The organism is Thermoplasma sp., assembly GCF_023256435.1.
Lineage (GTDB): Archaea > Thermoplasmatota > Thermoplasmata > Thermoplasmatales > Thermoplasmataceae > Thermoplasma.
On the sequence record NZ_JAGDXM010000030.1, the window covers coordinates 31406 to 56292 of the forward strand.

Consider the following 24887-nt stretch of genomic DNA (forward strand, 5'->3'; position numbering starts at 1 on the left):
CATATTCATGATTGAAAGAATATGACAGTTCTAGGCGGTAATCATGGGAATACCGTGGCCGCAACAGTATCCCCATCAAAAATTTCTACATCATCTATTCTCAGCATTGCAGCAATGAGATCCCTGTATTTTTCCACTGTCTGGCGTTTTCCACTGATAGTAGCTTTCTTTACCCTCGTTCCGATCGAAACCTTTGCGTTTGACTTGGCAGATCTGACTGCATCTATCACGCTCACCAGGTAAGATACCTCATCTGCATCGCTGTAGCGGCGTTTTTCCTCTGGCCAGGAATCCACATGAACGCTTATCTTTCTTCCGGGGAAATCCATGGTCTGATATATCTCCTCAGATATGAAGGGCATTATGGGTGCATAGGCCTTGGCAACGTCAAGCATGACCTTTGAAGCGGTGTAAAGTGTTTCATCCATCTCCTCGTAGTTCCCTGATTCTGATGATCTCTGAACTATGGGCTTTATCATCTCAAGATAATTGTCGCAGAACACGTTCCAGAAAAATGTGTCAAGCGCCGTCCTGGCCTTTGCAACCTCATAATTTTCCATGTACTCTGTTAGGGTTTCCAGGATCTTTGACTCCTCGGTGAGTATCCACCTGTTAACGGGGTTCTTGACGTCGTCGAATATGCGCACGGTTCTCTGGCCTTTCAATATGTCTATGAGCTTCTTTGCATTGTACATCTTTATGACCGTTCTCCGTCCTCTGGTAAAGTCCTGATCCTTTATCCTTATGTCGTCACCCTGCGACACAGTTGAAGCCCAGAATCTCAGGGCATCAGCCCCATATTTTTCTATGACGGTGTATATGTCCACTATGTTGCCCTTGCTTTTGCTCATCTTCTCTCCATACATGTCATAGACATTGCCGCTGATCATGATCTTGTACCACGGTATCTTATCATCGTGCATCTTCGATCTGGCTATGGTAGTGAAAGCCCAGAACGAGATTATATCATGTCCCTGTCCCCTCAGATCCTCCGGGTAATAACGGTCAAAGTATCCAAAGTGCGTAAGCGCTATCCTTGGTGTTAGGGATGACGTGGCCCACGTATCCATAACATCGCGTTCCGGTACGAGGTTTGTGGAACCACATTTATCGCATTTTTTGCTTGGCTTCTGTATGCGTGGATCCACCGGGAGATCCTTTTCATCGGCGTATATGGTGTTTCCGCAGTCTGCGCAGTACCATACCGGAAACGGGACGCCATAATACCTCTGCCTTGATATGAGCCAGTCCCATTTGAGGCCGTTGACCCAGTTCTCATACCTGACGCGCATGTAATCCGGTATCCACTCTATCCTGCGCCCGTTATCGATGAATGCGTCCTTCATATCTAGATATTTTATGAACCACTGCTTCTCTATGAATATTTCAATGGGAGTTCCGCATCTCTCATGCGTGTTCACGGAATGCTTTATGCTCTCCTCCTTGACCACATAGCCCTGTTCCTTGAGCAGTTCCACGATCTTCTTTCTTGCATCGCCTATGGTCATGCCCTTCAGCGGGCCTGCCTCATCCGTCATTCTCCCGTCCTTGTCTATGCTCATGCGGAGCGGCAGGTTGTATTTCTTCCAGAGATCAAGGTCGTTCTGGTCGCCGAAGGTGCACACCATCTCTGCGCCAGTGCCGAAGTTCATATCAACCGTATCGTCAGCCATGATCTTTACCCGCCTGTCAAAGATCGGAACGGTTGCCTCCCTGCCTATGATCTGGCTGTATCTCGCATCCTGCGGATTAACGAATACTGCCACGCATGATCCAAGCATCTCAGGCCTGGTTGTGGCTATGGTAAGCGGTTTACCTTCCACGTTGAAGTTGATGTATACGAGCTTTGTATGCATCTCCTGATCCTTCATCTCGATCTGCGATATGGAGGTCTTGCATGTGGGACACCTTATGGATGGAGCCAGATCCCTGTAAACCCTCCCCTTCTTCACAAGATCGAGAAACATGGATTGCGATATCCTTATGGATTCAGGCGAGCTGGTGACGTAATAATCCTTGAAGTAACAGCTCATTCCTATGCGCTTCCAGCCTTCAAGTAGCGATTTTTCGCTGGCCTCGCTCAGATCCTTGCAAAGTCTTATGAACTCCTCAACATTATTTTCATTGGGTTTCACGCCGGTTTCCTTCTCAACATACCTTTCAGTCGGAAGGCCATTGTCGTCGAAGCCCCATGGAAAGAACACATGATAGCCGCGCATGCGCTTGTATCTTGCTATGAAATCTATATGTGGATATGAAAATGAATGCCCCATATGCATCTTTCCAGATACTGTAGGTGGTGGGGTGTCAATCGCGAATACCCTGCTCCGTTCATCAGGTTCGAACCTGTAGATATCATTCTCATCCCAGTATTTGATCCATTTTTCTTCCATCTGATTTATGTCTATGTCCATCCGAATTGTAATTATGACACGCTTAATTAATTTACTCGAACGCGGAATATGGGAGCGGTTTCTTGAAAAAGTCCGGCCTGTTTAGCATCATTGTCAAACGTTTTATATTCATTATTGATAGGTTGATGAATGATATATGTTATAGACACATCCGCCATAATCTCCAGGAACCTCAATCTGCTGGATGGAGACCTCATATTTCCGTCATCCGTGATCAGCGAGATCAAGAGAGGCAAACTGCGCTACATGATCGATGCGCTGCTTCCCATGATCAGGGTTGTCAGCCCTGGCCAGGAATACCTGAAGGTGGTGGACGATACCGCGGCCAAAACCGGTGATCTTATGAATCTGAGTCAGACCGACAAGGATGTTCTTGCCCTGGCTTTGCAGTATGGCGGTACCATAGTGACGGACGATTATTCAATACAGAACGTAGCATCATACCTGAACCTGAAATTTGTAAACGCAAACATAAAGCGTATTGAAAAGCAGATATCCTGGGTTTACAGGTGCACGGGATGCAAGAAGGTATTCTCAGTACCCGTAAAGGTATGCGATATATGCGGACATGAGGTTAAGAGGCACTACGACAAGAAAAGATCGATGATAAAGAAGGTCTAGATCCCAGAGATCCTTCCCACAAGATCGGCTATTCTCACCGCCTCAGGAAATTTTCCCCTCAGCGTGTTTTTCTCTATGATCTCCTGGGCGCTCCGCGTGTCTATCCCAGAAAGGTTTGCCATTATTACGTATCCATTGTTTCTTATCTCCACAGGTCTCAGGGATCTCAGTATCCTCACCTTTTCCTCATCTCCGAGGTGTTTTTCTATGGCACGTATCATCTTCTCTACGCTTCCTCCTGGTTCAAACAGGGATATAACAGGCACACCAAGTTCTCGATGCAGGGAATCTATATCACATATATTGAAACCTGCAAACGATATACCGCTCATCATTATTACCTTCGCCAGGGATCCTGTTTTCCTGAACAGCCTCGCTATGGCCTCATTGACATCGTCTCCATCCACATGCACGCGATCCTTCTGTATAGCCTCAAGATAGCCATCAATCCTCATCAGGACGCCTATAAGGCTGCTCTCACTGTCGCCTCTTCTGAAGGGGGAATCATCGACGCCAAGGATCCTCATGCCCCTTTTGATCCTGAATTTCTCTGGTAAAGGCTCATATTCAAGCGATAAACTATTCCTGAGATCATCGTCCATTCCATCGGTCATCTCTTCCTCCTAATGGAATATCTGATCTCATGACTGCGCGGAAATTCGCGCTGATAGATATCTTTGAACAGCCGATCAAAATCATCAGCGGAGATGTGGTATTCGGCGGTTCTGAAACCAAACTCGTTAATGCTCAGGGTACCATCGTCCATCTTGACTATCTCTATGCCCCGATCCTTTTTGAAGGTCTTCATCTCTATTTCATATCCCGGCTTTAATTTCCTCACCATTGAAGATATGTCCCTAACGGCACCGGATGAAGATATCATAGGCATATCAATCATCACTCAATGTTCATCACATTCAAACATTACTGTAGCAATCTATCTTGCTTTCATTGTGTGTTTCGCAATAACATGATCCATGCATTCTTCCTCGGTCTTGAATACTGAATCACACAAAGGGCACCTGTATTCAGCGTGTCCAGATATCATTACTCTTATGCATCCAGACATATTTTACCATCACATCCATTATCTTAATCCTGATAGATCTTCCTATCGCTCCGATGCATGGGGGACATCAGATGATAGAGACATCGCACCGGAGGAAATCTTCTCAGATCCGCCGTCAAAGTTCACCAACCGCTCTGATCGGCATCCTATCGCTTCCTTAAATGATCTAACACCACCTAGATCAGTGCAAAATTATCAATAAACTTTCCTGTCACTGGAAGATAGCACGTTTGGCCTGATGCAAGTTGCATGCAGATACGAAGCTGCAAAATAATTTTTTTCAACTTTTTCGTATATACGCACGGAAAAAATGTTGGAAAATATAAATTACTTCAGAAGATCAGATATGAGCAGTTTATCCATGAGCGAAGCCTTTATCCTTATCTGCTTAGTCAGGTAGGCTGTAAGCGGATCTATCTCCTTGGCCAGTATCTTATTGAATACATCCGATGAAACCATCACATTGATGTCAGCCTCTATCTTTCCCTCCTCAACATCGCTGAGATGCGAGTCTTTGAGATAGAAGTGATAGTTATCCTTGCCATCGAACTCCAGGTTTATACTCCTGCTCAGGGATTTGAGTTTTTCCCTGTATTTTGGGTCGTTCTCAAACTTCTTATTGACTTTGACCACTAGCTGCTGTAGCGTATCCTTCATGTTTTTCCCTGATCCTTCTCTGCTTATAAATCAACGCCTGTTCCACTAGATGTAGATGAACCTTTGATGGATCAAGCGGTCTTGATTTGAATTCGCTGTGGTACTGGGTGGCTATGAAGCTATCATCCCCGTTTTTCTCCAGTATCTCCATCCTTATGCCCTCATCGTCCGTCGCCGAGAACCGGAAACCGGCCTTTTCGATCATGTCTATATAATCTGGATTGACCTCGTACCTGTGCCTATGCCTCTCGTATATGATGTCTGTCCCATATATCCTGTGCGCAAGAGTACCCTTCTTTATTATGACCTTCTTTGATCCAAGGCGCATTGTACCTCCTAGATCCTTGATGCCCTTCTGTTCTGGCAGTATGTCCACAACAGGGTATTTTGTCTTCTCATCAAATTCTGTGCTGTTGGCGCCTTCAAGACCAAGAACGTATCTTGCCACGGCGATCACAGCCACCTGGAAACCAAGGCATATGCCTAGGAACGGAATACCATTATCCAAAGCGTACTTTGTGGCCGCTATCTTCCCCTCCACTCCCCTGTATCCGAACCCTCCAGGTATCAGAATGGCATCCGCTTCAGCCAGAACGCTCTGATCGTACCTGACTGTTTCGGAGTCGATCCACATTATGTCAACTGCAATGCCTGTATTGCCTGTCACATGCGAGAAAGCTTCCTTGTGGCTAATATATGCATCATGCAGATCCACATACTTGCCGACTATGGCTATTTTGACCCTTTCCCTCGGGTTCTTTATATTCTCCGTGTATTCCGACCAAGAGTCCCTGTAATTTATATCCATGTTCAGGAGCTTCGACAGCCTCGTTATCAGGCCTTCCTTCACCATGATCTGCGGCAGGAGATATACGTTTTCCACATCGCTCACGCTTATAATGCCCTCAACAGGCACATCTGTGAAAAGCGATATCCTAGCCTTTGTTTCATCGGTCAGCCTCCTCTTTGATCTTGCAAATATTATATCTGGCTGGATGCCTATCTCCCTCAGCGATTTAACACTGTGCTGGGTTGGCTTTGTCTTCTGCTCCATGGTCGGGCCTATCTCAGGAACGAGCGTAACATGGGCGAAGACAACATTCGATTCCTCGCGCTTGAGCTGTCTCAGAGCCTCAAGAAAAGGCATTGATTCTATATCACCAACAGTGCCGCCAACTTCTATGAGAACTATGTCAGCACCGCTGGATTTCGCCACGTCCCTTATCCTCCGTTTTATTTCATCAGTTATGTGCGGTATGATCTGTACGGTCTTCCCCAGGTAGTCCCCATGCCTTTCCTTCTGTATGACCTCAAGGTAAACCTTGCCCGTTGTTATGTTGTTGTTCTTCGTGAGGTTGATGTTCATGAAACGCTCGTAATTGCCCAGATCGAGATCAACTTCACCCCCATCATCAAGAACAAAGACTTCACCATGCTGGTAAGGATTCATCGTACCTGCATCATAATTTATGTATGGATCAATCTTAACTGCGGATACCTTTATACCAGAATCCTTCAAGATATGACCGATGCTGGAAGTAATTGTACCTTTTCCCAGACCAGATATAACTCCACCAGTCACAACTATGTACTGCATTATAGATAAACACAGACTCGTTAATTAAATTTTTCAATCTACTCCAAAAGCAGTATATTCAGCGTTTTTTCACATCTGATGATGGCCATACCGCATCTTCATGATCTTAATTATATTGTTCAAATAGATGTAGATAGATCTGTGATTCGCATCTATTTTTTATAAATTGTTATAGATATAAATTGATTATCATGTGATAATAACTACGCATAATATTGAATTTGCCGAGATTGTATGGCAAATTTATTTAAGACGAGATGGAATATTATAATCATGACTCTAACAATCTGTCCTTACTGCGGGACAGGATGTCAGATAGAGGTCGATTATTCAGGGGATCATTATACTGTGCATGGTTATACAAGATCCGTTGTGAATGAGGGAAAGCTATGCATCAAGGGATATCAGGGGCTTTCCTATGCAGGGTCACGCGACAGGATAACCTCTCCCATGATCAGGAGAGGGGATGTATGGACAGAGGTGAGCTGGGACGAAGCATTGGATTACGTAGCTAGGAGGCTCACCGAGATCAGGGATAAATATGGTCCGGATTCCATAGCGTTTCAGGCCTCAGCAAAGTGTACGAATGAGGAGAACTATCTGATCCAGAAGATAGCGCGCATGATGGGGACAAACAACGTGGATCACTGCGCAAGAAGCTGCCACAGTTCAACCGTAGCAGGCCTCATACGTACGCTTGGGACAGCCGCGGCGACAGGTTCCATAAGGAGCCTGAAGTCCACCGAAACCTTCTTTGTTATAGGATCAAACACAACGGAGCAGCATCCGATAATAGGCACAACGATAATAAGGCAGAAAAAGGCTGGCAAGAAGCTGATCGTCGCCGATCCAAGGAGAACGAAGCTTGCCTCCATAGCGGATGTTTTTCTCCAGTTCAGGCCAGGATCCGACGTGGCGCTCCTGAACTCCATGATGTTTGTCATACTCAAGAAGAATCTCATCGATTCCGAGTTCATCAGAACAAGGACGACCGATTTTGATGTCTTTGCTGCCGAGATTGAGAAGTACCCGCCTGAGGTAACCGAACAGATCACCGGTGTATCCCCAGATCTTGTGGAGAAAGCAGCAGAACTTTATGCGGGGAATAGGCCATCGGCAATACTCTATGGTATGGGCATAACTCAGCATATACATGGTACTGAAAATGTCATGAGCGTCTCAAATCTGGCTCTTATGACCGGAAACATAGGTCGATACGGGTCAGGCATCTTTCCACTCAGAGGCCAGAACAATGTCCAGGGATCAAGCGATATGGGTGCTCTTTCGGAATTTTACCCAGGATACATTCCAGCAGATTCGGATGGCGTTGAAAGGTTTGAAAAGATATGGGATGCCAAACTCCCAAAAAATATCGGTCTCATGCTTTCAGAGATGTTCGATGCGGCCATAGATGGAAGGGTTAAGGCGATATACCTCATGGGCGAAAACCCAGTGATAACAGAAGCAAATTTGTCTGATGTTGAAAAGGGCTTAACAAACTTGGATCTGTTTGTCGTTCAGGATATATTCATGACGGAAACGGCAAAATTTGCACATGTCATCCTTCCGGCATCTTCGGCACTTGAAAAAGATGGCACGTTCACAAACACTGAACGGAGGATTCAGAGGGTGGTTGCTGTGAAGGATCCGCCGGGAGACGCAAAACCAGACTGGTGGATACTGAGCCAGCTCTATTCAAGGCTATTCCATCGTGAGGCATACAGGTCTCCGGAGGAAATATTCAACGAAATCAGGGTGGCAATTCCAAACTACTCTGGAGCAAAATACGAAAACCTTTATCCTGACGGAAAGCAGTGGCCGATAAACGATCAGCATCCAGAAGGGACTGAAATACTGCATGTGGACAGGTTCACGAGAGGACTGGGCAGATTCATGGCAATCCCGTACAAGCCGCCATCTGAAACACCTGACGATCAGTATCCATTCATCCTCACCACTGGAAGGAATTATTACCACTGGCATTCAGGCACCATGACGAGACGCAGTGATATACTGGAAAGGGAATCTCCAAATCCGTATGTGGAGATAAGCGTCAATGACGCAAAGAAGCTGTCTATAAGGAACGGACAGATTATAACGGTGGAATCGAGGCACGGATCCATAAGGCTGCCTGCCATGGTGACCTCCAAAATACCGGACGGAATAGTGTTTGTACCATTCCATTTCAAGGAGGCCAGGGTAAATCTACTGGTGGGAGAAAACCTGGATCCATATTCTAAGATACCGGAATTCAAGGTAGTTGCGGTCAGGGTGATCGCATGATATACGAGCTCACCGAAGAGGATATGGAGAGACTGCTTCAAAAAATAGCGGAGGAATACGATGTATTTGGATCAAAGGAAGAACTTGGCGAGGTAGTATTTTCTAAGATATCATCTTTCAGCGAGGTATCAGAGAAAAAGAGCAGCTATTCGCCGAAGGACTTTCTGATAAAGAGATCGGAGAATATACTTGAAATTCCGAGGGCAGAAAAAAAGGCTGTAATCGGTGTGAAGAGCTGCGATCTGCGCGGGTTTTACCTGATGGATCTGCAGATACTGAACAAGGATCCTTTTTATACGGTGAGGAGGCAGAATACGCTGTTCATCAACTTTGTATGCACAGAGATGTGCCCTGGCGGCTTCTGCACATCATTTGGTGGGCCGGTGCTGGATGACTACGATATACAGGTACTCCACATAGGCCAATCATACTTTGTTGAGGCAGATCCGCGATACGAAAGATATCTTGCAGGTTTCAGGCCAGCTTCAGATCAGGACGTCTTTGTAAAGCACTCCAAAGAATTCAACAGGAAGTACGGAAAGATTGAACTGAACGGCATTGAGAAAAGGATGAAGTGGTCTTCAAAGCTCTGGACGGAGTTTGCGAATTACTGCATATCCTGTGGTGCATGCAACTACTCATGCCCCACTTGCTACTGCATCGATGTCTATGACGATGAAACCGGCAGGAAGAAGGAGTGGGATTCATGCATTCTGGAAGGGTTCACGAAGACCGCCGCAGGAAATGTTAGGCCGGATCTATCAGATCGGCTCAGGCAGAGGTTCTATCATAAGTTCAAATATTACAAACTTTCCAAGGGCGAGTATCTTTGCACCGGCTGCAATAGATGTGTTGACGACTGTCCTGTGGACATAGATATAAAGGAGGTGATAACGCATGATTACGATAAAGAATGAATATCTGCCGGAAAAGATGAAACCGATAAGGTTCAGAATGGAGACGGATGACACATACACAATAGTGTTCTCGAAGAGAACCATGTCCCATGCTGGGCAGTTCTACATGCTGTCTGTTGATGGTGTCGGTGAATCACCCATATCGGTTGCATCTGGCTTCGGAAATCCACTCACATTCTCAATCAAAGCGGTAGGATCCGTAACGAAATATATAATGGATCATCGGGACTCTGCGATAGGCTTGAGAGGGCCATATGGAAATACGTGGCCCTGGAAGGGCGCTGATCATATCGTTGCCATTGCGGGTGGCATAGGAATTCCACCCATAAAGGCGCTGATTGAAGATATGGAATCCGAGGGTAATCTGAGCGATCTCACGGTTCTCTATGGAGCTAGATCACCAAAGGATATAGTCTACAAGAATGAAATAGAGGCGTGGAAAAAGGAACTTGATTTCAGAATAACCGTTGATAACGGAGATCCATCCTGGAAGGGCAAAGTCGGAGTGGTTACGACACTCATACCTGGAGTAGAGCGGTTCAAAAATGGATCGGCATTTGTGATAGGTCCGCCAATAATGATGAAGTTCTCTGTCCAGGAGCTGATCAAACACGGGTTTAGTCCAGAAAACATATACCTGTCCCTTGAACGTAGGATGGAATGCGGAATTGGAGTTTGTGGGCACTGCAATATAGGGCAGTGGTATGTGTGCGAATCAGGGCCTATATTCAGGTATTCGGATGTTATGAACGAACCGGAGGTTTTTCTTTGAATATCCATGAATTTTCCTGCCGTTAAGGAAAAATAGCCATATACGAAGCCCATTGCGTGATAAAAATAGAAAGTATGCGAATATATATCTATATATTATATTTAGATGACACTTAACTATATCTTAGGAATATCTCAGTTGATCTGAGGAAACAGAGATGGCGCAAGGGCTATTGCAGCAGCTTGACAATTCAAATGTTGGTAAATTTCATCTCAAGGCTTGGATCATCTCTGGAATGGGATTTTTCACCGATGCCTATGATCTTTTCATCATAGGTACTGTTGTTACTCTTCTTCCGCTTGCAGGCTGGAGCCACCTGACCACAGCCTACGTGTCCCTCATATCTTCGGTTTCACTTCTGGCTTCGGTTATCGGTGCTTTCACCTTCGGCAGGCTTCTGGATGCTCTGGGGCGCAGCAGAGTTTATGGTTTTGAACTTATGCTGCTAATCATCGGTGCAGTAGGCAGCGCGTTTCTCGTTCCGGTGAATGGCGTCATTTATCTGCTGATCTGGAGGTTCATACTGGGTCTTGGAATAGGCGGTGATTATGCCGGCAGTTCGACTATAATGGCTGAGTTCTCAAATGCAAAGAACAGGGGGCAGCTTATAGGCATGGTCTTTTCCATGCAGGGCTTTGGCCTTGTTTTTGGGCCGATAATGGCTCTGTTGATGATAAGATACATACCGGATATGGATCTTGTCTGGAGACTGCTACTCATGATCGGAGCAATACCTGCAGCCATAGTGCTCTATGGAAGAAGAACCATAGGCGAAACCCCAAGATACTCAATAAATGTTTCTGGCGACGTATCCTCTGCAAAGAAGGTCATTGAGAGGATCTCCGGAAATTCAAGAATAACCACCGCACCTGATGAGGCAATTACGGAAAAGATAAGCTGGAAAGAAATGTTCACGGAGCGCCAGTTCCTGATGACGCTGATAGGAACCGCAGGCGCATGGTTTGCTCTTGACTGGGCTTTTTATGGGAACTCAATAATGAGCCACCAGATGCTTTCAGCCATCGTGCCAGCATACATCGGTGGAGTTGCAAAGGTGCAGATCACAACTTTATATTCGCTTATAATCTTCGCCGTTTCGGCGCTTCCTGGTTACTGGATTGCCACATTCACCGTAGACAGAATAGGCAGAAAACCACTGCAGATACTGGGATTCTTAATGATGGCCATATCATATCTCGTTCTGGGATTGCTCAAATTCATATACGCCGATTCTTACATAGTATGGTTCATGATAATATATGGACTCAGCTACTTTTTCACAGAATTTGGTCCTAACGTTACCACATTCATCTACAGCCCTGAGATGTTCCCGACAGCATTGAGAGGCCTGGGATCAGGACTTTCTTCTGCAGGTGGAAAGCTGGGTGCATTCATAGGCACTGCCCTCAACGTTGTGATCTTTGCAGTGTTCGGTGAGAACAATCTGTTTCTGATCCTTGCGGGCATATCACTACTTGGAGCATTGCTGACCTTATTTTTCCTGCCAGAAACATCTGGAAGGACTCTTGAGGACATATCCGGAGAGAGGGATTTTAAGAGATCCGTTGGAAGCGGATCAAGAAAATGATATGCAGGCACATTCATTTTCAGGTTTTCTTCTATCATTCATCTGTTTGCCTTCAAAATTCTTGGAAAGAATTTCAGCATTCCAAGAAAACGAGGATATCTGCATGACGAAAACATTATTAATCAAGTTTAAATATGCCCCACATCCTGTGATAATATGGTTAGTGTCAAATACGTTCCAAGCGATCTGTTGATCAATTACGTCTCTGAGAAGTTAAAGAACGAAAAGAAGATAGCAGAGCCAGACTGGTCCAAATATGTCAAGACCGGTATAAGCCGTGAAAAATCACCGGTTAACAGGGACTGGATCTATGTACGCGCTGCCGCAATGCTGAGAAAGCTTTACATAAATGGAAATCTGGGCATATCCAGAATGAGCAGCGAATACGGTGGCAAGGTAGACAGAGGATCGAAGAGATACCATGCGTCTCAGGGAAGCAGATCCATAGTGAGATATCTATTCCATGAACTGGAGAAGGCCGGTTATGTGCAGAAGACTCCGAAGGGCAGATCACTGTCTCCTGAGGGCATGTCCCTACTGGATAACGCAAGCAAGGACATAATAAAGCAGCTTGCAGAGAAAGATCCAGCGTTTCAGAAGTTCATCTGAAGCAGATGACTGGATCTGGCGCGTTGAGTACGCCAATGCCAGTGCAAAACACTTATAAGTCAAATGGAAATAAGTAACATAGTGGATATGATTGCTTGGTGGATATATCTTAGAGCGGTATATCCGCGATCTTGCTGATGAAACATGGCATCTCATCCGAAAGTGATGGATATGGATGATGACGAGGAACTTGAAAGAATAAGAAGACAGCAATTAGAGAGCATGCAAAGGCAGGCCATGCAGGAGCAGATGCGTGAGGAGCAGGAGAAGCAGAGAGAGGCAGAGAAGGCCAGGCGTCAGCAGATACTGAGACAGATACTCGATCCGTCTGCAAGGGAGCGTCTCAACAACGTGAGGCTTGTCAGACCCGATCTGGCCGATAATGTCGAAAATCAGCTCATACAGCTTGCCAGCATGGGAAGGATCAACCGCATGCTGACAGAAAGGGATATAATTGATATATTAAGTAAGCTTACCGAAAATAAGAGAGAACCAAGGATAGAGAGGAGAAGCAAATGAGCCGGAACAAGGAACTTGGAAGAAAGATACGATTGATGAAAAAGGTAAAGCAGAACAGAAGAGTTCCTGGTTGGGTCATGATGAAGACCGCCAGGAAAGTAACGCAGAATCCGCTGCGAAGAAACTGGAGACGCGGCAGTCTAAAGATATGAGGTGAATGAAATGGCAGATGAAACAGTCACTCAGGAGGTCATAATTAACGTTCCACTTAGGGATGCCAAGGCCTCTTCAAGGAAGAGGAGAGCGGATACTGCTGTATCTGTACTTAGGAATTTTATTTCAAAAAAGATGAAGATCGATGAGTCGAAGATATGGATCGACCCGAAAGTAAGTGAAAAGATATGGGAAAGAGGAAGGGAGCATATCCCATCAAAGTTATCGGTGAAGGTAATAAAATTAGAAGAGGGAACCACCGAAATCATAATGCCTTGATTCCGGTTCAATCATTTTTTGTATTCACAGTCTGCGGTGATGTGTTGTGATAAGGAAGACGTCAGTGCTTAGAAGTAACTTTATCGGTATATATGCCAAGGCTTGGGATGACGTTGCCTTCATCACAATGATGGCCGATGATAAGACTGTGGCCGATTTTCAGGAAGTATTGCAGGTAGACGTCAGGAAAATAAGCATAGATAACTCCAGCCTGATAGGAACGATGATGGTGATGAACTCAAACGGCCTCATCGTACCCTATGGCTCCGAGATAGCTGGCCTTGGAGATCTCGACGGCAGGAACGTGCTACAGTTGAAGGACAAGATAAACGCCATTGGAAACGACATAATAGCCAACGATCACGGCGCAATAATCCATAAAAATTTCAGCAACAGATCTAGGAAGGAGATAGAAGACACGCTTGGCGTGGAAACAATAAGGACGACAATAGGAAATATCCTGACCGTTGGTTCAGCTGGTATACTCACCTCCAAGGGTATGCTCGTTAATCCGGAAACCGATGAGGACGAACTTGAGTTTCTCAAGGACTTCTTCAAAGTGTCCGTAAAATCAGGAACAGCAAATTTCGGAAGCATCTATGTAGGCGCATCAATAGTGGCAAATTCGAAAGGAGTGCTTGTGGGGAAAGATACCACGCCGATAGAGATGGATAGGATTGACGACGTACTTTCATGAACGTATGCTGAATCTATCCAGATCCTTAGACAACCGCTGAATGGCAATTGGCTTAGATTTGAGGCAATAATATCTGGCAATGGAATATTTGAAATAACGTATCATCATCAAGATTCCGCTGTCTCTCGCCAGGATCTATCTTCTGAACCCTCTAACTTGAGATATCTTTATTATCGGCTTGAGTTCTATGCCGTTTTCTCTGAGGAGTTCGGATCCGCCCTCCTCCCTGTCTACGACGCAAAAGGCACGCTTCACAATTGCGCCATTTTCACGCAGCGTCTGCACAGCCTTCAGCACAGAATTTCCTGTGGTAACAACATCCTCTATGACATCTATCTCCTCCCCCTTTTCAAGCTTTCCAACAAGGAGGCTCATGGTTCCATGCGATCGTTCCTTTCTCACTATTATGTAGGGTACGGAAAGCTGCAGTGCCGTTGCGACAACAAGTGGAACGGCTCCGAGTTCCATGCCAGCGATCTTCTTTGATCTTATCATGGTAGAAAATTCGGATGCTATATTTTTCAGCAGATGTGGGTCTGTTGCGGCCTCCTTTATGTCAACATAATATGTGGATCTTTTTCCCGACGTTAATACGAAATCGCCGAATTTTATCGCGCCAACTTTAAGTAGATCCTCTTCCAGTCCAACCATATAATACCCTAAGGGCTATGGGTTTGTAAGAATAAAAGGTTTCCATATTGAATTATGTAGGTCACAGATGATCAGCATCATCTTTGGGTGTTATGAGGCCAGAACCTCGTTGAGATGATTTCGGAGGTCATATTAATTAACCAGCATAGCATATTTCAGCGGACGATGTACGAGAACAGGCAGTATCAGGCAGAGGCCATAGACTTCCTCAGTAAATCACTTCAGGATCATTATGGCGTGGCATTGGAATCGCCAACAGGATCCGGAAAGACCATAATGGCTCTGAGATCTGCTCTGAAATATGCCAGCGAAAGGAAGCTGAAGATCCTGTATCTCGTGCGTACAAATTCTCAAGAGGAACAGGTCATCAGGGAGCTTCGCGCGATTTCTTCGGCAGTAAAGGTCAGGGCTATACCGATGCAGGGCAGAGTTAACATGTGCATACTCTACCATATGATCGAGGATCTCCATGAGATAAATGCAGAATCGCTGGCCAAATTCTGCAACATGAAGAAACGCGAGGTCATGGCGGGAAACGAATCTGCCTGCCCATATTTCAACTTCAAGATAAGATCGGACGAAACTAAGAGATATATATTTGAAGAACTCCCAACCGCAGAGGAGTTCTATGAATACGGAGAACGAAACAACGTTTGCCCATACGAGAGCATGAAGGCAGCACTGCCTGATGCAGAAATTGTTGTGGCACCGTATGCTTATTTTCTCAACAGAAACATAGCTGAAAAGTTTCTCAGCCACTGGGGTGTATCAAGAAACCAGCTCGTGATCATCCTCGACGAGGCGCACAATCTTCCGGATATAGGCCGATCAATAGGATCGTTCAGGATATCCATTGAATCTCTCAATAGGGCCGACAAGGAGGCTCAGGCCTACGGCGATCCAGAACTTTCACAGAAGATACATGTATCCGATCTCATAGAGATGGTAAGAAGCGCCCTTCAGAGCATGGTGAGCGAGAGGTGCCAGAAGGGGGACGTCAGGATAAGATTCCAGGAATTCATGGAATACATGATGATAATGAACAAGAAGGGAGAAAGGGAGATACGTTCTCTCTTCAACTATCTCTATCTTTTCGGAGAGTACGTTGAAAATGAGAAGGAAAAGGTGGGCAAGGTGCCGTTCAGTTACTGCTCATCCGTTGCCGCCAGGCTGTCTGCGTTTTCGGATCAGGATGAGGAAAGATACGCCGCCATTCTTTCTCCAGAAGAGTCTGGGTATATCCAGGCAGCGTGCCTCGATCCGTCAGGAATCCTGGAGGTTCTGAAGGAATCCAAGACCATACACATGTCTGGTACGCTCGATCCCTTTGATTTTTACTCAGACATAACTGGTTTTGAAATCCCGTTCAAGAAGATAGGCGAAATATTTCCGCCGGAAAACAGGTACATCGCATACTATGATGGTGTATCGTCCAAGTATGACACCCTGGATGAAAGAGAACTGGACAAGATGGCAACCATCATAGAAGAGATAGTGACGAAGGTTAGGAGAAACACCATAGTATACTTTCCATCGTACTCGCTGATGGATAAAGTTGAGAACAGGGTCTCATTTGATCATATGAAGGAATACAGGGGCATAGATCAGAAGGAACTCTATGCCATGCTTCGAAAATTCAGGAAGGGAAATGGTACCATATTTGCAGTCTCTGGAGGCAGATTATCGGAGGGTATAAACTTTCCTGGAAATGAGCTCGAAATGATAATACTTGCAGGTCTTCCGTTTCCCAGGCCTGACGCATTAAACAGATCACTCTTTGATTACTACGAAAGAAAATACGGCAAGGGCTGGGAATACAGCGTGGTGTATCCAACAGCCATAAAGATAAGGCAGGAAATAGGGAGGCTCATCAGAAGTGCTGATGACGTAGGTGCGTGCGTCATACTTGATAAAAGATCTGGGCAGTTCAAAAGATTCATACCAGATCTCAGGAAGACATCCGATCCGGCTTCAGATATCTACAATTTCTTTTCGTCGCTAAAAACTGGAGAAAAATACAGCGCATGATCCATCCGTGGAAAATGTTTTAAGCCTGTTTTGATATGTAAAGCTGGTTTATATGGCTATCAACGCTGTGGCTGGCTTCATCAGGGAGTTCTCTCCTAAGGATATTGATCAGGTCTACAGGATAGCACAGAATTCCCTGACAGAGTTCTATACCCAGTCCCTGATAATGGATCTTCACAGGGAATGGCCTGAATCATTCATGGTATATACCATAACGGATACGGTTGTTGGTTTCATAGTGGGCTCGAAGTATTCCAGAACAGAAGCCAGAATACTTCTCTTTGCGGTTGATGAGAGGTTCAGGAAGATGGGTGTCGGTTCCGCGTTGATGGACAGATTCCTTCAGCTGTGCAGGGAGGAGAACATGCTGAGTGTGCGGCTGGAGGTCAGAACAGATAATGATGAGGCCATACGCTTCTATAAGAAATATGGATTTGTTATAACGGCATTGCTTCCTGGATATTACAGTGATTCTTCAAATGCATATACCATGTGGCGCATCATATGAATGCATTCAATTTATTGAAAAGTTAGAAGTTTGAAGAAGCTGTAAAATTAAGATATTCAGATGTGATATGGGCGGAATTTTCCGGCGGAATTGTTTAATATACGTTTTGCAAGAATTCATAATAATAGGGCTTATGCAGTCCAAATAAAAGCCTGTTTGTATCATGATATAGATCCTGTACTGAATCAGATGCACAGGCAAAGACCACTTCGCTGAAAGGAATTTTAGAAGATTCAGCTGAGTGATAGCTCACCATAGCTTCGTATTATGATGTTTTGGCGATCGAAAATAACTGCAATATGATATTTTACAAAAACTCGCATAACTCCAAAATAAAATTGAAAAAAATTGGCCACTTAGGTGTGGCCATTCCGATTAGAATACAGGGATCTTGCCTTCGACAAACTGCATCGTCAGATCCGATATGTGGGCAATTCTGTCGTCAACGAGATTTCTTATGTTGTTCTTGTGCTTTGAATGATCAACGTTCCCCTCATATATGACCTGCACGCTTGCCACATGCGGATCGTCTATGGGTCTGCCTATCTGAGAAACTATCCTGACTAGTACCTCAGCGATGTCGTTGCCTTCCTCCTTCACTATATCGTTAGCTATCTTGTTTGACAGAACATTATAAAGCTTTCCCACGTGCGTGACTGGGTTCTTTCCTGCGGCGGCCTCCATGCTCATGGCCCTGTACGGTGTTATCAACCCATTGACTCTGTTTCCCCTTCCCACTGATCCGTCATCGCCGTTCTCCATGGACATACCTGTGACCGTAAGATATCCAACGGCCTTGCCATCTTCCTTTATATCTGCGGTATTTATGAAAACCTTTACCTCCTTGTCTGTGTACTCGACAGCGTTGTCCAGGACGAGCTGCTTAAGTTCATCCTTTATATTGAAGTATTCGTCGGCATCGTGAATGTATTTATCCACCATTGCTGCCGCCACAGTCAGGTTTATCGTGTCTTTCTGCCTGAATCCCATGACCTTGATATCATAGCCAACCATGGGCATCTTCTTTTTGAGCTCTCCGTTAAGGTATTTCTCCGTATTCAGAACCATGTTTTCAGTTTCGGACAGAGGTGCAAATCCAACCCCGAATGATGTGTCGTTGGCCTCAAGCTTCTTTGTATCGTAGACTTCCACAAGATCAACAGAGCCTTGGCCTATCCTGGAATCTATCATGACATCTGCATCCACGTCCAGATGCTTGAAATGTTCTCTGAGATAGTCTCTGGCGGCCTTAATCGTTATAGATTTGAACGGCACACGGTCATTACCCACCTTAGTTGTGGCTCTTCCGCTAAGGAGTATATATGTCGGCTCCAAAACAAGCCCGCCTCCATACTTGGGTGCCGACTGCCCGCCGACGACCTCAACCTGATCCGTGTTGTGGTGCAGGATCCTACCGTAGTGCTCTATGTAATATTTTGATAGGGATCTGCTAACTGCCTCTGCAATACCGTCTGCAACGCTATCTGGATGCCCGATACCCTTCCTCTCCACTATTTCAACTTCTTTCTTTGGAGTCGGTATCTGGTGCAGCTCCTCGACTGAGATATTTCTCTCCATAATTAACCTCTGGATAGTCCATATTTATGGTTTATTAAATGTTTTGTAAGCAAATTCCAAATATTACGGCATCTGAAAATAATATTACTATTAGTAATTAGAACAATATTTATGCCCTCCGTTGAATAACACCCATGAACTTCCTCATAAGTGTTTATGACAAGACTGGCCTGATCGATTTTCTCTCGAGCATAAAGAGCAAGATCGATCTGGTATACGCAACATCAGGTACCTACAGATCGCTTGGAGGCTTGGGTCTGAAACTTCATGAGACATCTGAGATAACCGGCTTCGAGGACCTTCTAGGTGGAAGGGTAAAGACGCTTCATCCGATGCTGTACGCCGGCCTTCTGTACAGGGACAGGAATGATGGAGACCAGATAAAATTCGATGTTGTCATATCAAATCTATATCCATTCAGCTCTGATATGAAGAGCGAGGACGAAATGATAGAGAACATCGACATTGGCGGCGTCTCGCTGACCAGGGCAGCCGCGAAGAACTACAGGAACATACTGGTACTGACCTCTCCCGACGACTATGCAGCAGCCGCTGAGGTGATCAACTCCGGATCCATACCACAAGAATACAGGAAGAGAATGGCTATGAAGGCCTTCATAAGGATGGCTGAATATGATGCAAAGATACATGAGGGCCTTTCAAGGATTTTTGGCATGGTTCCAGATTCATACGCCGTCATAGGCCATGACGGAGAAAAGTTGAGATACGGTGAAAACCCGGATCAGGAAGGATATCTGTTCATTAATGGTGCGCATGTCGGTGTGGCAGGTGCAGAAAAGCTCAACGGAAAAGAACTTTCATACAATAATATACTGGATGCTGATTCGGCCTTCGAGACTGCACTTGAGTTTCAAGATCCTGCAGTGGTTGTCATGAAGCATAACACACCGTCTGGCGTGGCACAGGACGACGACATAGTGGCTGCCTTCAGGAAGGCATGGGATGCAGATTCTGAGAGCGCATACGGTTCCGTGATAGCAGTTAACAGAAAGGTCACGGAGGAACTGGCTGCGGCCATGAAGCCTTACTTCATAGAGGTTGTTCTTGCTCCGGACTACGAAGATAAGGCACTGGATCTGCTCAGAAAGAAGAAAAACCTCCGTGTTCTCAGGGTGAACTGGCAGAGGGACACAAGACTGCGCATAAGGTCAGTATCGGGGGGATTTCTGGCTCAGACACCGATGCATGCCTCCATTGATGCATCTTCCCTCAAGCTCGTGACGGAGAGATCCGCCGATCCGAAATCGCTGGAGGATCTATTGTTTGCATGGAAGGTTGTAGCCAGATCGAGGAGCAATGCGATAGTATTCGCGAAGGATCTGGTGACAACGGGTATAGGTGCCGGTCAGACCTCAAGGGTTGAGGCAGTTAGGATAGCTGCGCAGCGTGCCGGCGATCGTTCAAAGGGATCAGTGATGGCCTCTGATGCGTTCTTCCCGTTCCCTGATAGCATCGATGTGGCAGCAGATGCTGGAATAAAGGCCATAATCCAGCCGGGCGGATCAATAAGGGATGATGAAGTGATAAAACGCTGCAACGAGCTCGGAATACCCATGTACTTCACAGGAAAAAGAGTGTTCCTCCATTAAAATTTATAATTATAAATCAAAAATTTTATTCTCCCTTGAAAACAGGTTTTCTCTTTTCCTTGAATGCAGTGAGTCCCTCCTTAGCATCCTTTGTCCTGAACGTAAGCGCAAACTTTTCCTTCTCCATCTCGTAGCCCTCCCTTCTCGTATAGGTCATCACCTCTTTTATGTATCTGACTGAAACTGCAGGTTTTTCCGCCAGATCCCTGGCCAACTTTATGGCCTCCTCAAGATAGTTTTCAGATACCATATTCACTATGCCATGCGACAGAGCTTCCTTTTCATCTATCACACGCCCGGTCAGAGCAAGATATTTTCCGTAAGATGGACCAGCGAGATCTATTATCCTTTGCGTTCCACCGAAACCGGGCATTATGCCAAGGCCAACCTCAGGAAATCCATACTTTGTATTAACGTCTGATATGCGAAAATCGCATGCCAGTGCCAGCTCAAAGCCTCCGCCAAGTGCATAGCCATGGACAGCTGCGATAACCGGTTTTTCATAGGTCGCTATGCTGTTCATTACATTCTGGCCCAGATCCGAGAAATGATAGGCAGCTCGGTCATCCATCGTCAGAAAGTTGTTTATATCGGCTCCGGCAGAGAATGCACGGTCGCTTCCCCTCAGAACAACAACTTTTCCTGATTCCCTGATGGCCTGCTCAACCTCGTGCAGGACATCGATGGTGAGGGGATTTAACGGATTCTCCCTCTTTATCTGTACGATTCTTACATTGCCGTCATCCTGTATCTTTATCTCTCTGTAAACCTCATCAGACATACAGCACCTCCATCATGTCATACGCTCCTCTCTTAAGCTCTGTAGCGTCCTGCTTCAACGATCGACATCTGGCTCTATGAATATATTACATACGAGCGAGATGCGGAGATCTCCACAGGTATATATTATGATTTCAGCGATTTTGCTCAGGTACCACGCCGCTTGCTTTTTGCGGATGATACAAGAAAGAAAACGGAAAGACAATTTATAAATCTTTCCAAGTGGAAAGTTCGTACATCTTCTGTCGGAATAGAGAATTTTATTACTGACAGGGAAGTTCTCTAATCATGACCATCCTTCTTTCCACAGTTTAGAATTCTATCATGGGAAATTGAAGATAACCGTAATAAAAGTTTGTTATCTATGATCATATACCTTTTATCCTCCATGAACGGGAAGACCCCTTGACTTGGCAGGGGATGAAAGCGAACACAAACTTTAGGATACTATGTCGGAATCTATTGAACAATGTTCAGGAATATTAAACTGAAGCTTCCGTATGATGGATTCGCTCATTGAGACAGCGAAGCAGTTCAGGTAAGCTGCACAGATAGTCCTGGAACATGGTTTTGAGAATAAAACGTTCAATAAAAACAGGCTCAATAAAGGTACATACAGAAAGGTGAGGGAAAGGATACCCACACTGCCATCAGCACTCGTTCCGCCCATCGTAAACTGAAGAAAATAAGCGGAAGAGAGAGACGGTTTGTGCGTGATGTCAATCACGTAATTTCCAAGAGGATAGTTTAGCTTCCCTACGATGTATTTGCACTTGAGGCACTGAACTTCAGGCTGCTGTCAGCCAGCCGATCGCTGCGGTTCAATGAAACCTCATCTACTGGTGGGAAGAGAGACCAGCAACAAGTCCATTATGTGAGGTAGGGGTAGTTGACATTTTCAGATGAGCCTTCCTATGAAAACCTTTGTCGTGTATTTCAGGACTATCTTTCCATCTTTCTGATTTGTTTTGAACAGATCTTCGAGCCTTGAAATGGCCTCCCTGTACCTGGGATCGTTCTCCTGGAGGCTGTAAGAATTGGACAGATATCTGCCGATCAATCCGTCTAGATCCAGAGCTTGAAAATTGTCCATCTGATAATAATCATAGTCGTAATCAAAAAAACTATATATCCTTTCAGCAGGTATGGCTGTGCTTCCAGTGCCGTGATATCCCTTGCTGAATTCCCGCACCAGCTCTTCATACTGCTGCGTGAATGGATCACGCACATCCCTGTCGTTCCAGATGAGGACAACCATGTTTGGTGCCTTAAGTATCCTTCTGAATTCCCTTTTGGCTCTATCCATATCGAACCAGTGAAATGCCTGGCCAACTGTGATGACGTTCACAGAATGATCATTGAGGCGGGTTGATTCGGCTTTGCCGACAACGAAACTTACATTGCTATACGAAGAAAGAATCTTCTTCGCAACGGCCAGCATATCTTCGTTGGGATCAACACATATTACTGGGTTTCCATTTTCAAGGAACAATCTTGCAAGTATGCCGGTACCGCAGCCTATATCTGCAATAACCATATCCTTATTGAAACCGTATTTCTCCTTAAGAAGCCTGATTATCTCTATGGGATAAGCTGGCCTGTATTTCGAATAATTTTCTGCTTTACCTGTAAAATCGCCTTCTGCAACCATCCATTTTACCTTTTCTATACCATGGCCAATTTGCCTTTCATCTTGAGACCAATATCCCATCAGATGTACACTTAGACCTGATCACGCCGATATCGATGCATACGGATCTGCATTGGATCCCTGCGCCCTGCACCTATAGGTCATGCCGCTTATCTATCGCAACTAGGATCATACGCGGAATTTACCCTCAACGGAATCTCAGCATCTCCTTTCAGTCTAGAGCCCTCTACCTGTATGGGTATATTCTAACTGCACTAACCCTATTTCTATCAATATAGCAAAATTTTTATTAAATCTTTCCGTTGATAGAGATCCGTATCCTCATTGCTGAGGGTTGGAATTTTAACGATCCCTTAGACTTCTAACTTTGCCTATAAAAGAAAGAACATCTTCATAAGAAGCCACTGGAGGGCATCGATCCCCCGACCTGCTGATTACAAGTCAGCTGCTCTACCAACTGAGCTACAGTGGCTTATCCGTCAGGAAATTCAATTTTTGTATATTATTTTATCTTAACCGATGCTTCAAAAGATCTCCGAAGCCTCTCCAAAAACAAGCGGTATGAGCATCTCGCTTTCTGAAAGACCGCCATGCATACCCTTCATATGTGAGTCGCGCAAACCAGGGAGCTTGTACCAGATCATATCGTTTCTGGGGGGTACTATGAGTAGATTTCCAGCACGACGAAGCGCCAGATCGCCTGTCATGTGAGGCCCGAAAAACTGCTGCGATACTATATTTTCCACAAGATCAACCAGTGCGCCCTGAAAATGTTTCTTTGCATATTTAAGGACGTCATCAAGATGGTCCTTCTTTATGAAAAGAAAAACGTCCCTTGGACTGCCAACTGGCGGGATCTTGTATCTGCCGTCGCTCTTCAATGAACTGAATATCTTCCTCTTGTCGTTAAGAAATATGGTCTTGGAGGGATCTACCTGAATATGACCGTGATCCGACGTTATCACTACCAGCGTATTTCTCAATTTATCCTTTGGAATCTGCCTGAACATGTTTGCTATCATATCTGATATTGTGGAAGCTTCTGTCCTGTACATCTCACTTTCTGGCCCGTAGACATGACCGATATGATCGATATTATCCACGTAGAAATAATAATAATCATAGGCACCTTTTAAAATGGCATCTCTGAGCAGGATCAGGCCATCAGTGATGTACGAGTATCCCACTATATCCGATCCGTTCTGCACAAGCTTTGTATACTCTCCATTGACTATGTTTGACTTGAGAAATGATACGCTGCGTATCCCTTCAGATCTCAACCTGTGAAATATCGTCTCTCCCCGGAACAGATTTGCCGGGTTCATCGATTCGAACCTCTTTCTGTATCTCCTGATGATGGGCCTGTATGGAAGCGTGAGTGCGACCGTCCTCGCCTCATCAAAGTAAAGTATCCATTCAAGCAATCCGTGATCAGAAGGCGGTAGACCCGTATTTATCGTTGTGTTGGCTGCCGCAGTCGTGGACGGGAATACCGTAGTTATAGGACACACATAGCCGTTATCCACGAATGCATCCCTCAGCTTTGATCCGTATGATGGATCCATGAATTTATCATAGCCGAAGCCGTCAAGATAAAAGAAGACCACCTTATCGTATGATCCCTTAAAGTACGTGAATATGCGGTCATCGATTCGGGCTTGATTGCCGATGCCGAAGACCTCCAAAATTGAGTTAGGAACATTGTAGAGATTGAAGCCATTGTAATTGGGTTTTATCCTCTCTTCGTCTATCCTGTTTGCTGTGGCCTGCCCGTATGTGTCTATGATCATAGCGGCAGATCGTTTTATCCATTATAAATATGAGGTGTGATAGGAACTGTATAGAAAATATATAGCAATGGAATATGCCATGTATATTGACCATCTTTATATATTTCCAAGGGATT

The 24887-nt window shown here is 45.2% G+C and carries 23 protein-coding genes and 1 tRNA gene; 13 read left to right on the forward strand and 11 right to left on the reverse strand.

Annotation, left to right across the window (positions count from 1 at the left end; translation table 11 throughout):
- Positions 1-41: 41 nt before the first annotated feature.
- The gene (locus Q0C15_RS03860; protein ID WP_297216389.1) at positions 42-2414 is read right to left on the reverse strand and encodes a valine--tRNA ligase; all 2373 of its coding nucleotides are present in this window, start codon (positions 2412-2414) and stop codon (positions 42-44) included.
- A 129-nt stretch (positions 2415-2543) separates the two neighbouring features.
- On the opposite strand from Q0C15_RS03860, the gene Q0C15_RS03865 reads away from it, so the two are divergent.
- Complete coding sequence (locus Q0C15_RS03865; RefSeq protein WP_297216391.1) at positions 2544-3035, forward strand: type II toxin-antitoxin system VapC family toxin; 492 nt, start codon at positions 2544-2546, stop codon at positions 3033-3035.
- On the opposite strand, the gene Q0C15_RS03870 is transcribed toward Q0C15_RS03865, so the two are convergent.
- The 4 genes from Q0C15_RS03870 to pyrG all read right to left on the reverse strand — a co-directional run bounded on the left by Q0C15_RS03870 (position 3032) and on the right by pyrG (position 6361).
- Positions 3032-3649, reverse strand: a complete 618-nt coding sequence (locus tag Q0C15_RS03870) for a DUF99 family protein (protein WP_297216394.1) — start codon at positions 3647-3649, stop codon at positions 3032-3034. The genes Q0C15_RS03865 and Q0C15_RS03870 overlap by 4 nt on opposite strands.
- Positions 3646-3924 carry a hypothetical protein gene (locus Q0C15_RS03875; RefSeq protein ID WP_297216396.1) on the reverse strand — a complete coding sequence of 93 codons (279 nt, stop codon included), beginning with the start codon at positions 3922-3924 and terminating at the stop codon, positions 3646-3648. Before Q0C15_RS03875 ends, Q0C15_RS03870 begins: the two co-directional genes overlap by 4 nt.
- Before the next feature lie 507 nt (positions 3925-4431).
- A complete protein-coding gene (locus Q0C15_RS03880; RefSeq protein WP_110640052.1) occupies positions 4432-4761 on the reverse strand; it encodes an SCP2 sterol-binding domain-containing protein in 330 nt (109 codons plus the stop codon).
- Entirely contained in the window at positions 4721-6361 is a 1641-nt protein-coding gene (gene pyrG, locus Q0C15_RS03885) for a glutamine hydrolyzing CTP synthase (RefSeq protein ID WP_367181981.1), read from the reverse strand. Before pyrG ends, Q0C15_RS03880 begins: the two co-directional genes overlap by 41 nt.
- 270 nt (positions 6362-6631) lie before the next feature.
- On the opposite strand from pyrG, the gene fdhF reads away from it, so the two are divergent.
- From fdhF to Q0C15_RS03930, 9 genes are all read left to right on the forward strand, one after another.
- Positions 6632-8641 (forward strand): formate dehydrogenase subunit alpha, encoded by a 2010-nt coding sequence (gene fdhF, locus Q0C15_RS03890; RefSeq protein WP_297216402.1) that lies wholly within the window; start codon positions 6632-6634, stop codon positions 8639-8641.
- On the forward strand, positions 8638-9558 hold the full coding sequence (locus Q0C15_RS03895) for a 4Fe-4S dicluster domain-containing protein (RefSeq protein ID WP_297216405.1): 921 nt from the start codon (positions 8638-8640) through the stop codon (positions 9556-9558). Before fdhF ends, Q0C15_RS03895 begins: the two co-directional genes overlap by 4 nt.
- Positions 9539-10330 carry an FAD/NAD(P)-binding protein gene (locus tag Q0C15_RS03900; protein ID WP_297216408.1) on the forward strand — a complete coding sequence of 264 codons (792 nt, stop codon included), beginning with the start codon at positions 9539-9541 and terminating at the stop codon, positions 10328-10330. Before Q0C15_RS03895 ends, Q0C15_RS03900 begins: the two co-directional genes overlap by 20 nt.
- 157 nt (positions 10331-10487) lie before the next feature.
- Positions 10488-11918: an MFS transporter gene (locus Q0C15_RS03905; protein ID WP_297216411.1), complete on the forward strand. Its 1431-nt coding sequence runs from the start codon at positions 10488-10490 to the stop codon at positions 11916-11918.
- A gap of 156 nt (positions 11919-12074) precedes the next feature.
- Positions 12075-12527: a 30S ribosomal protein S19e gene (locus Q0C15_RS03910; protein WP_110640057.1), complete on the forward strand. Its 453-nt coding sequence runs from the start codon at positions 12075-12077 to the stop codon at positions 12525-12527.
- A 171-nt stretch (positions 12528-12698) separates the two neighbouring features.
- Positions 12699-13046, forward strand: a complete 348-nt coding sequence (locus Q0C15_RS03915; RefSeq protein ID WP_110640071.1) for a DNA-binding protein — start codon at positions 12699-12701, stop codon at positions 13044-13046.
- A complete protein-coding gene (locus Q0C15_RS03920; protein WP_110640058.1) occupies positions 13043-13198 on the forward strand; it encodes a 50S ribosomal protein L39e in 156 nt (51 codons plus the stop codon). The genes Q0C15_RS03915 and Q0C15_RS03920 overlap by 4 nt, the downstream gene beginning before the upstream one ends.
- 10 nt (positions 13199-13208) lie before the next feature.
- Entirely contained in the window at positions 13209-13478 is a 270-nt protein-coding gene (locus tag Q0C15_RS03925) for a 50S ribosomal protein L31e (RefSeq protein ID WP_297216422.1), read from the forward strand.
- A gap of 46 nt (positions 13479-13524) precedes the next feature.
- Complete coding sequence (locus tag Q0C15_RS03930; protein ID WP_110640059.1) at positions 13525-14175, forward strand: translation initiation factor IF-6; 651 nt, start codon at positions 13525-13527, stop codon at positions 14173-14175.
- Positions 14176-14310: 135 nt separating this feature from the next.
- Here Q0C15_RS03930 and pyrE read toward each other — a convergent pair whose 3' ends face one another.
- On the reverse strand, positions 14311-14826 hold the full coding sequence (gene pyrE / locus Q0C15_RS03935) for an orotate phosphoribosyltransferase (protein ID WP_297216426.1): 516 nt from the start codon (positions 14824-14826) through the stop codon (positions 14311-14313).
- Between the two features lie 165 nt (positions 14827-14991).
- Between pyrE and Q0C15_RS03940 the strand changes: the two genes are divergently transcribed.
- Both Q0C15_RS03940 and rimI read left to right on the forward strand, forming a co-directional pair.
- Positions 14992-16854, forward strand: a complete 1863-nt coding sequence (locus tag Q0C15_RS03940; protein WP_297216429.1) for an ATP-dependent DNA helicase — start codon at positions 14992-14994, stop codon at positions 16852-16854.
- Between the two features lie 52 nt (positions 16855-16906).
- Positions 16907-17362 carry a ribosomal protein S18-alanine N-acetyltransferase gene (gene rimI, locus Q0C15_RS03945; protein ID WP_110640062.1) on the forward strand — a complete coding sequence of 152 codons (456 nt, stop codon included), beginning with the start codon at positions 16907-16909 and terminating at the stop codon, positions 17360-17362.
- 375 nt (positions 17363-17737) lie between these two features.
- On the opposite strand, the gene Q0C15_RS03950 is transcribed toward rimI, so the two are convergent.
- Positions 17738-18940 carry a methionine adenosyltransferase gene (locus Q0C15_RS03950; RefSeq protein ID WP_110640063.1) on the reverse strand — a complete coding sequence of 401 codons (1203 nt, stop codon included), beginning with the start codon at positions 18938-18940 and terminating at the stop codon, positions 17738-17740.
- A 134-nt stretch (positions 18941-19074) separates the two neighbouring features.
- On the opposite strand from Q0C15_RS03950, the gene purH reads away from it, so the two are divergent.
- Positions 19075-20550: a bifunctional phosphoribosylaminoimidazolecarboxamide formyltransferase/IMP cyclohydrolase gene (gene purH / locus Q0C15_RS03955; protein WP_297216434.1), complete on the forward strand. Its 1476-nt coding sequence runs from the start codon at positions 19075-19077 to the stop codon at positions 20548-20550.
- Between the two features lie 25 nt (positions 20551-20575).
- On the opposite strand, the gene Q0C15_RS03960 is transcribed toward purH, so the two are convergent.
- From Q0C15_RS03960 to Q0C15_RS03975, 4 genes are all read right to left on the reverse strand, one after another.
- Positions 20576-21331 (reverse strand): enoyl-CoA hydratase/isomerase family protein, encoded by a 756-nt coding sequence (locus Q0C15_RS03960; protein WP_297216438.1) that lies wholly within the window; start codon positions 21329-21331, stop codon positions 20576-20578.
- An 897-nt stretch (positions 21332-22228) separates the two neighbouring features.
- Positions 22229-22981, reverse strand: coding sequence for a class I SAM-dependent methyltransferase (locus Q0C15_RS03965; RefSeq protein ID WP_297216441.1), 753 nt, complete (start codon positions 22979-22981; stop codon positions 22229-22231).
- A gap of 399 nt (positions 22982-23380) precedes the next feature.
- Positions 23381-23453: transfer RNA gene (locus Q0C15_RS03970), tRNA-Thr, on the reverse strand.
- Between the two features lie 52 nt (positions 23454-23505).
- Positions 23506-24771, reverse strand: a complete 1266-nt coding sequence (locus Q0C15_RS03975) for an alkaline phosphatase family protein (protein WP_297216444.1) — start codon at positions 24769-24771, stop codon at positions 23506-23508.
- Positions 24772-24887 lie beyond the last annotated feature (116 nt).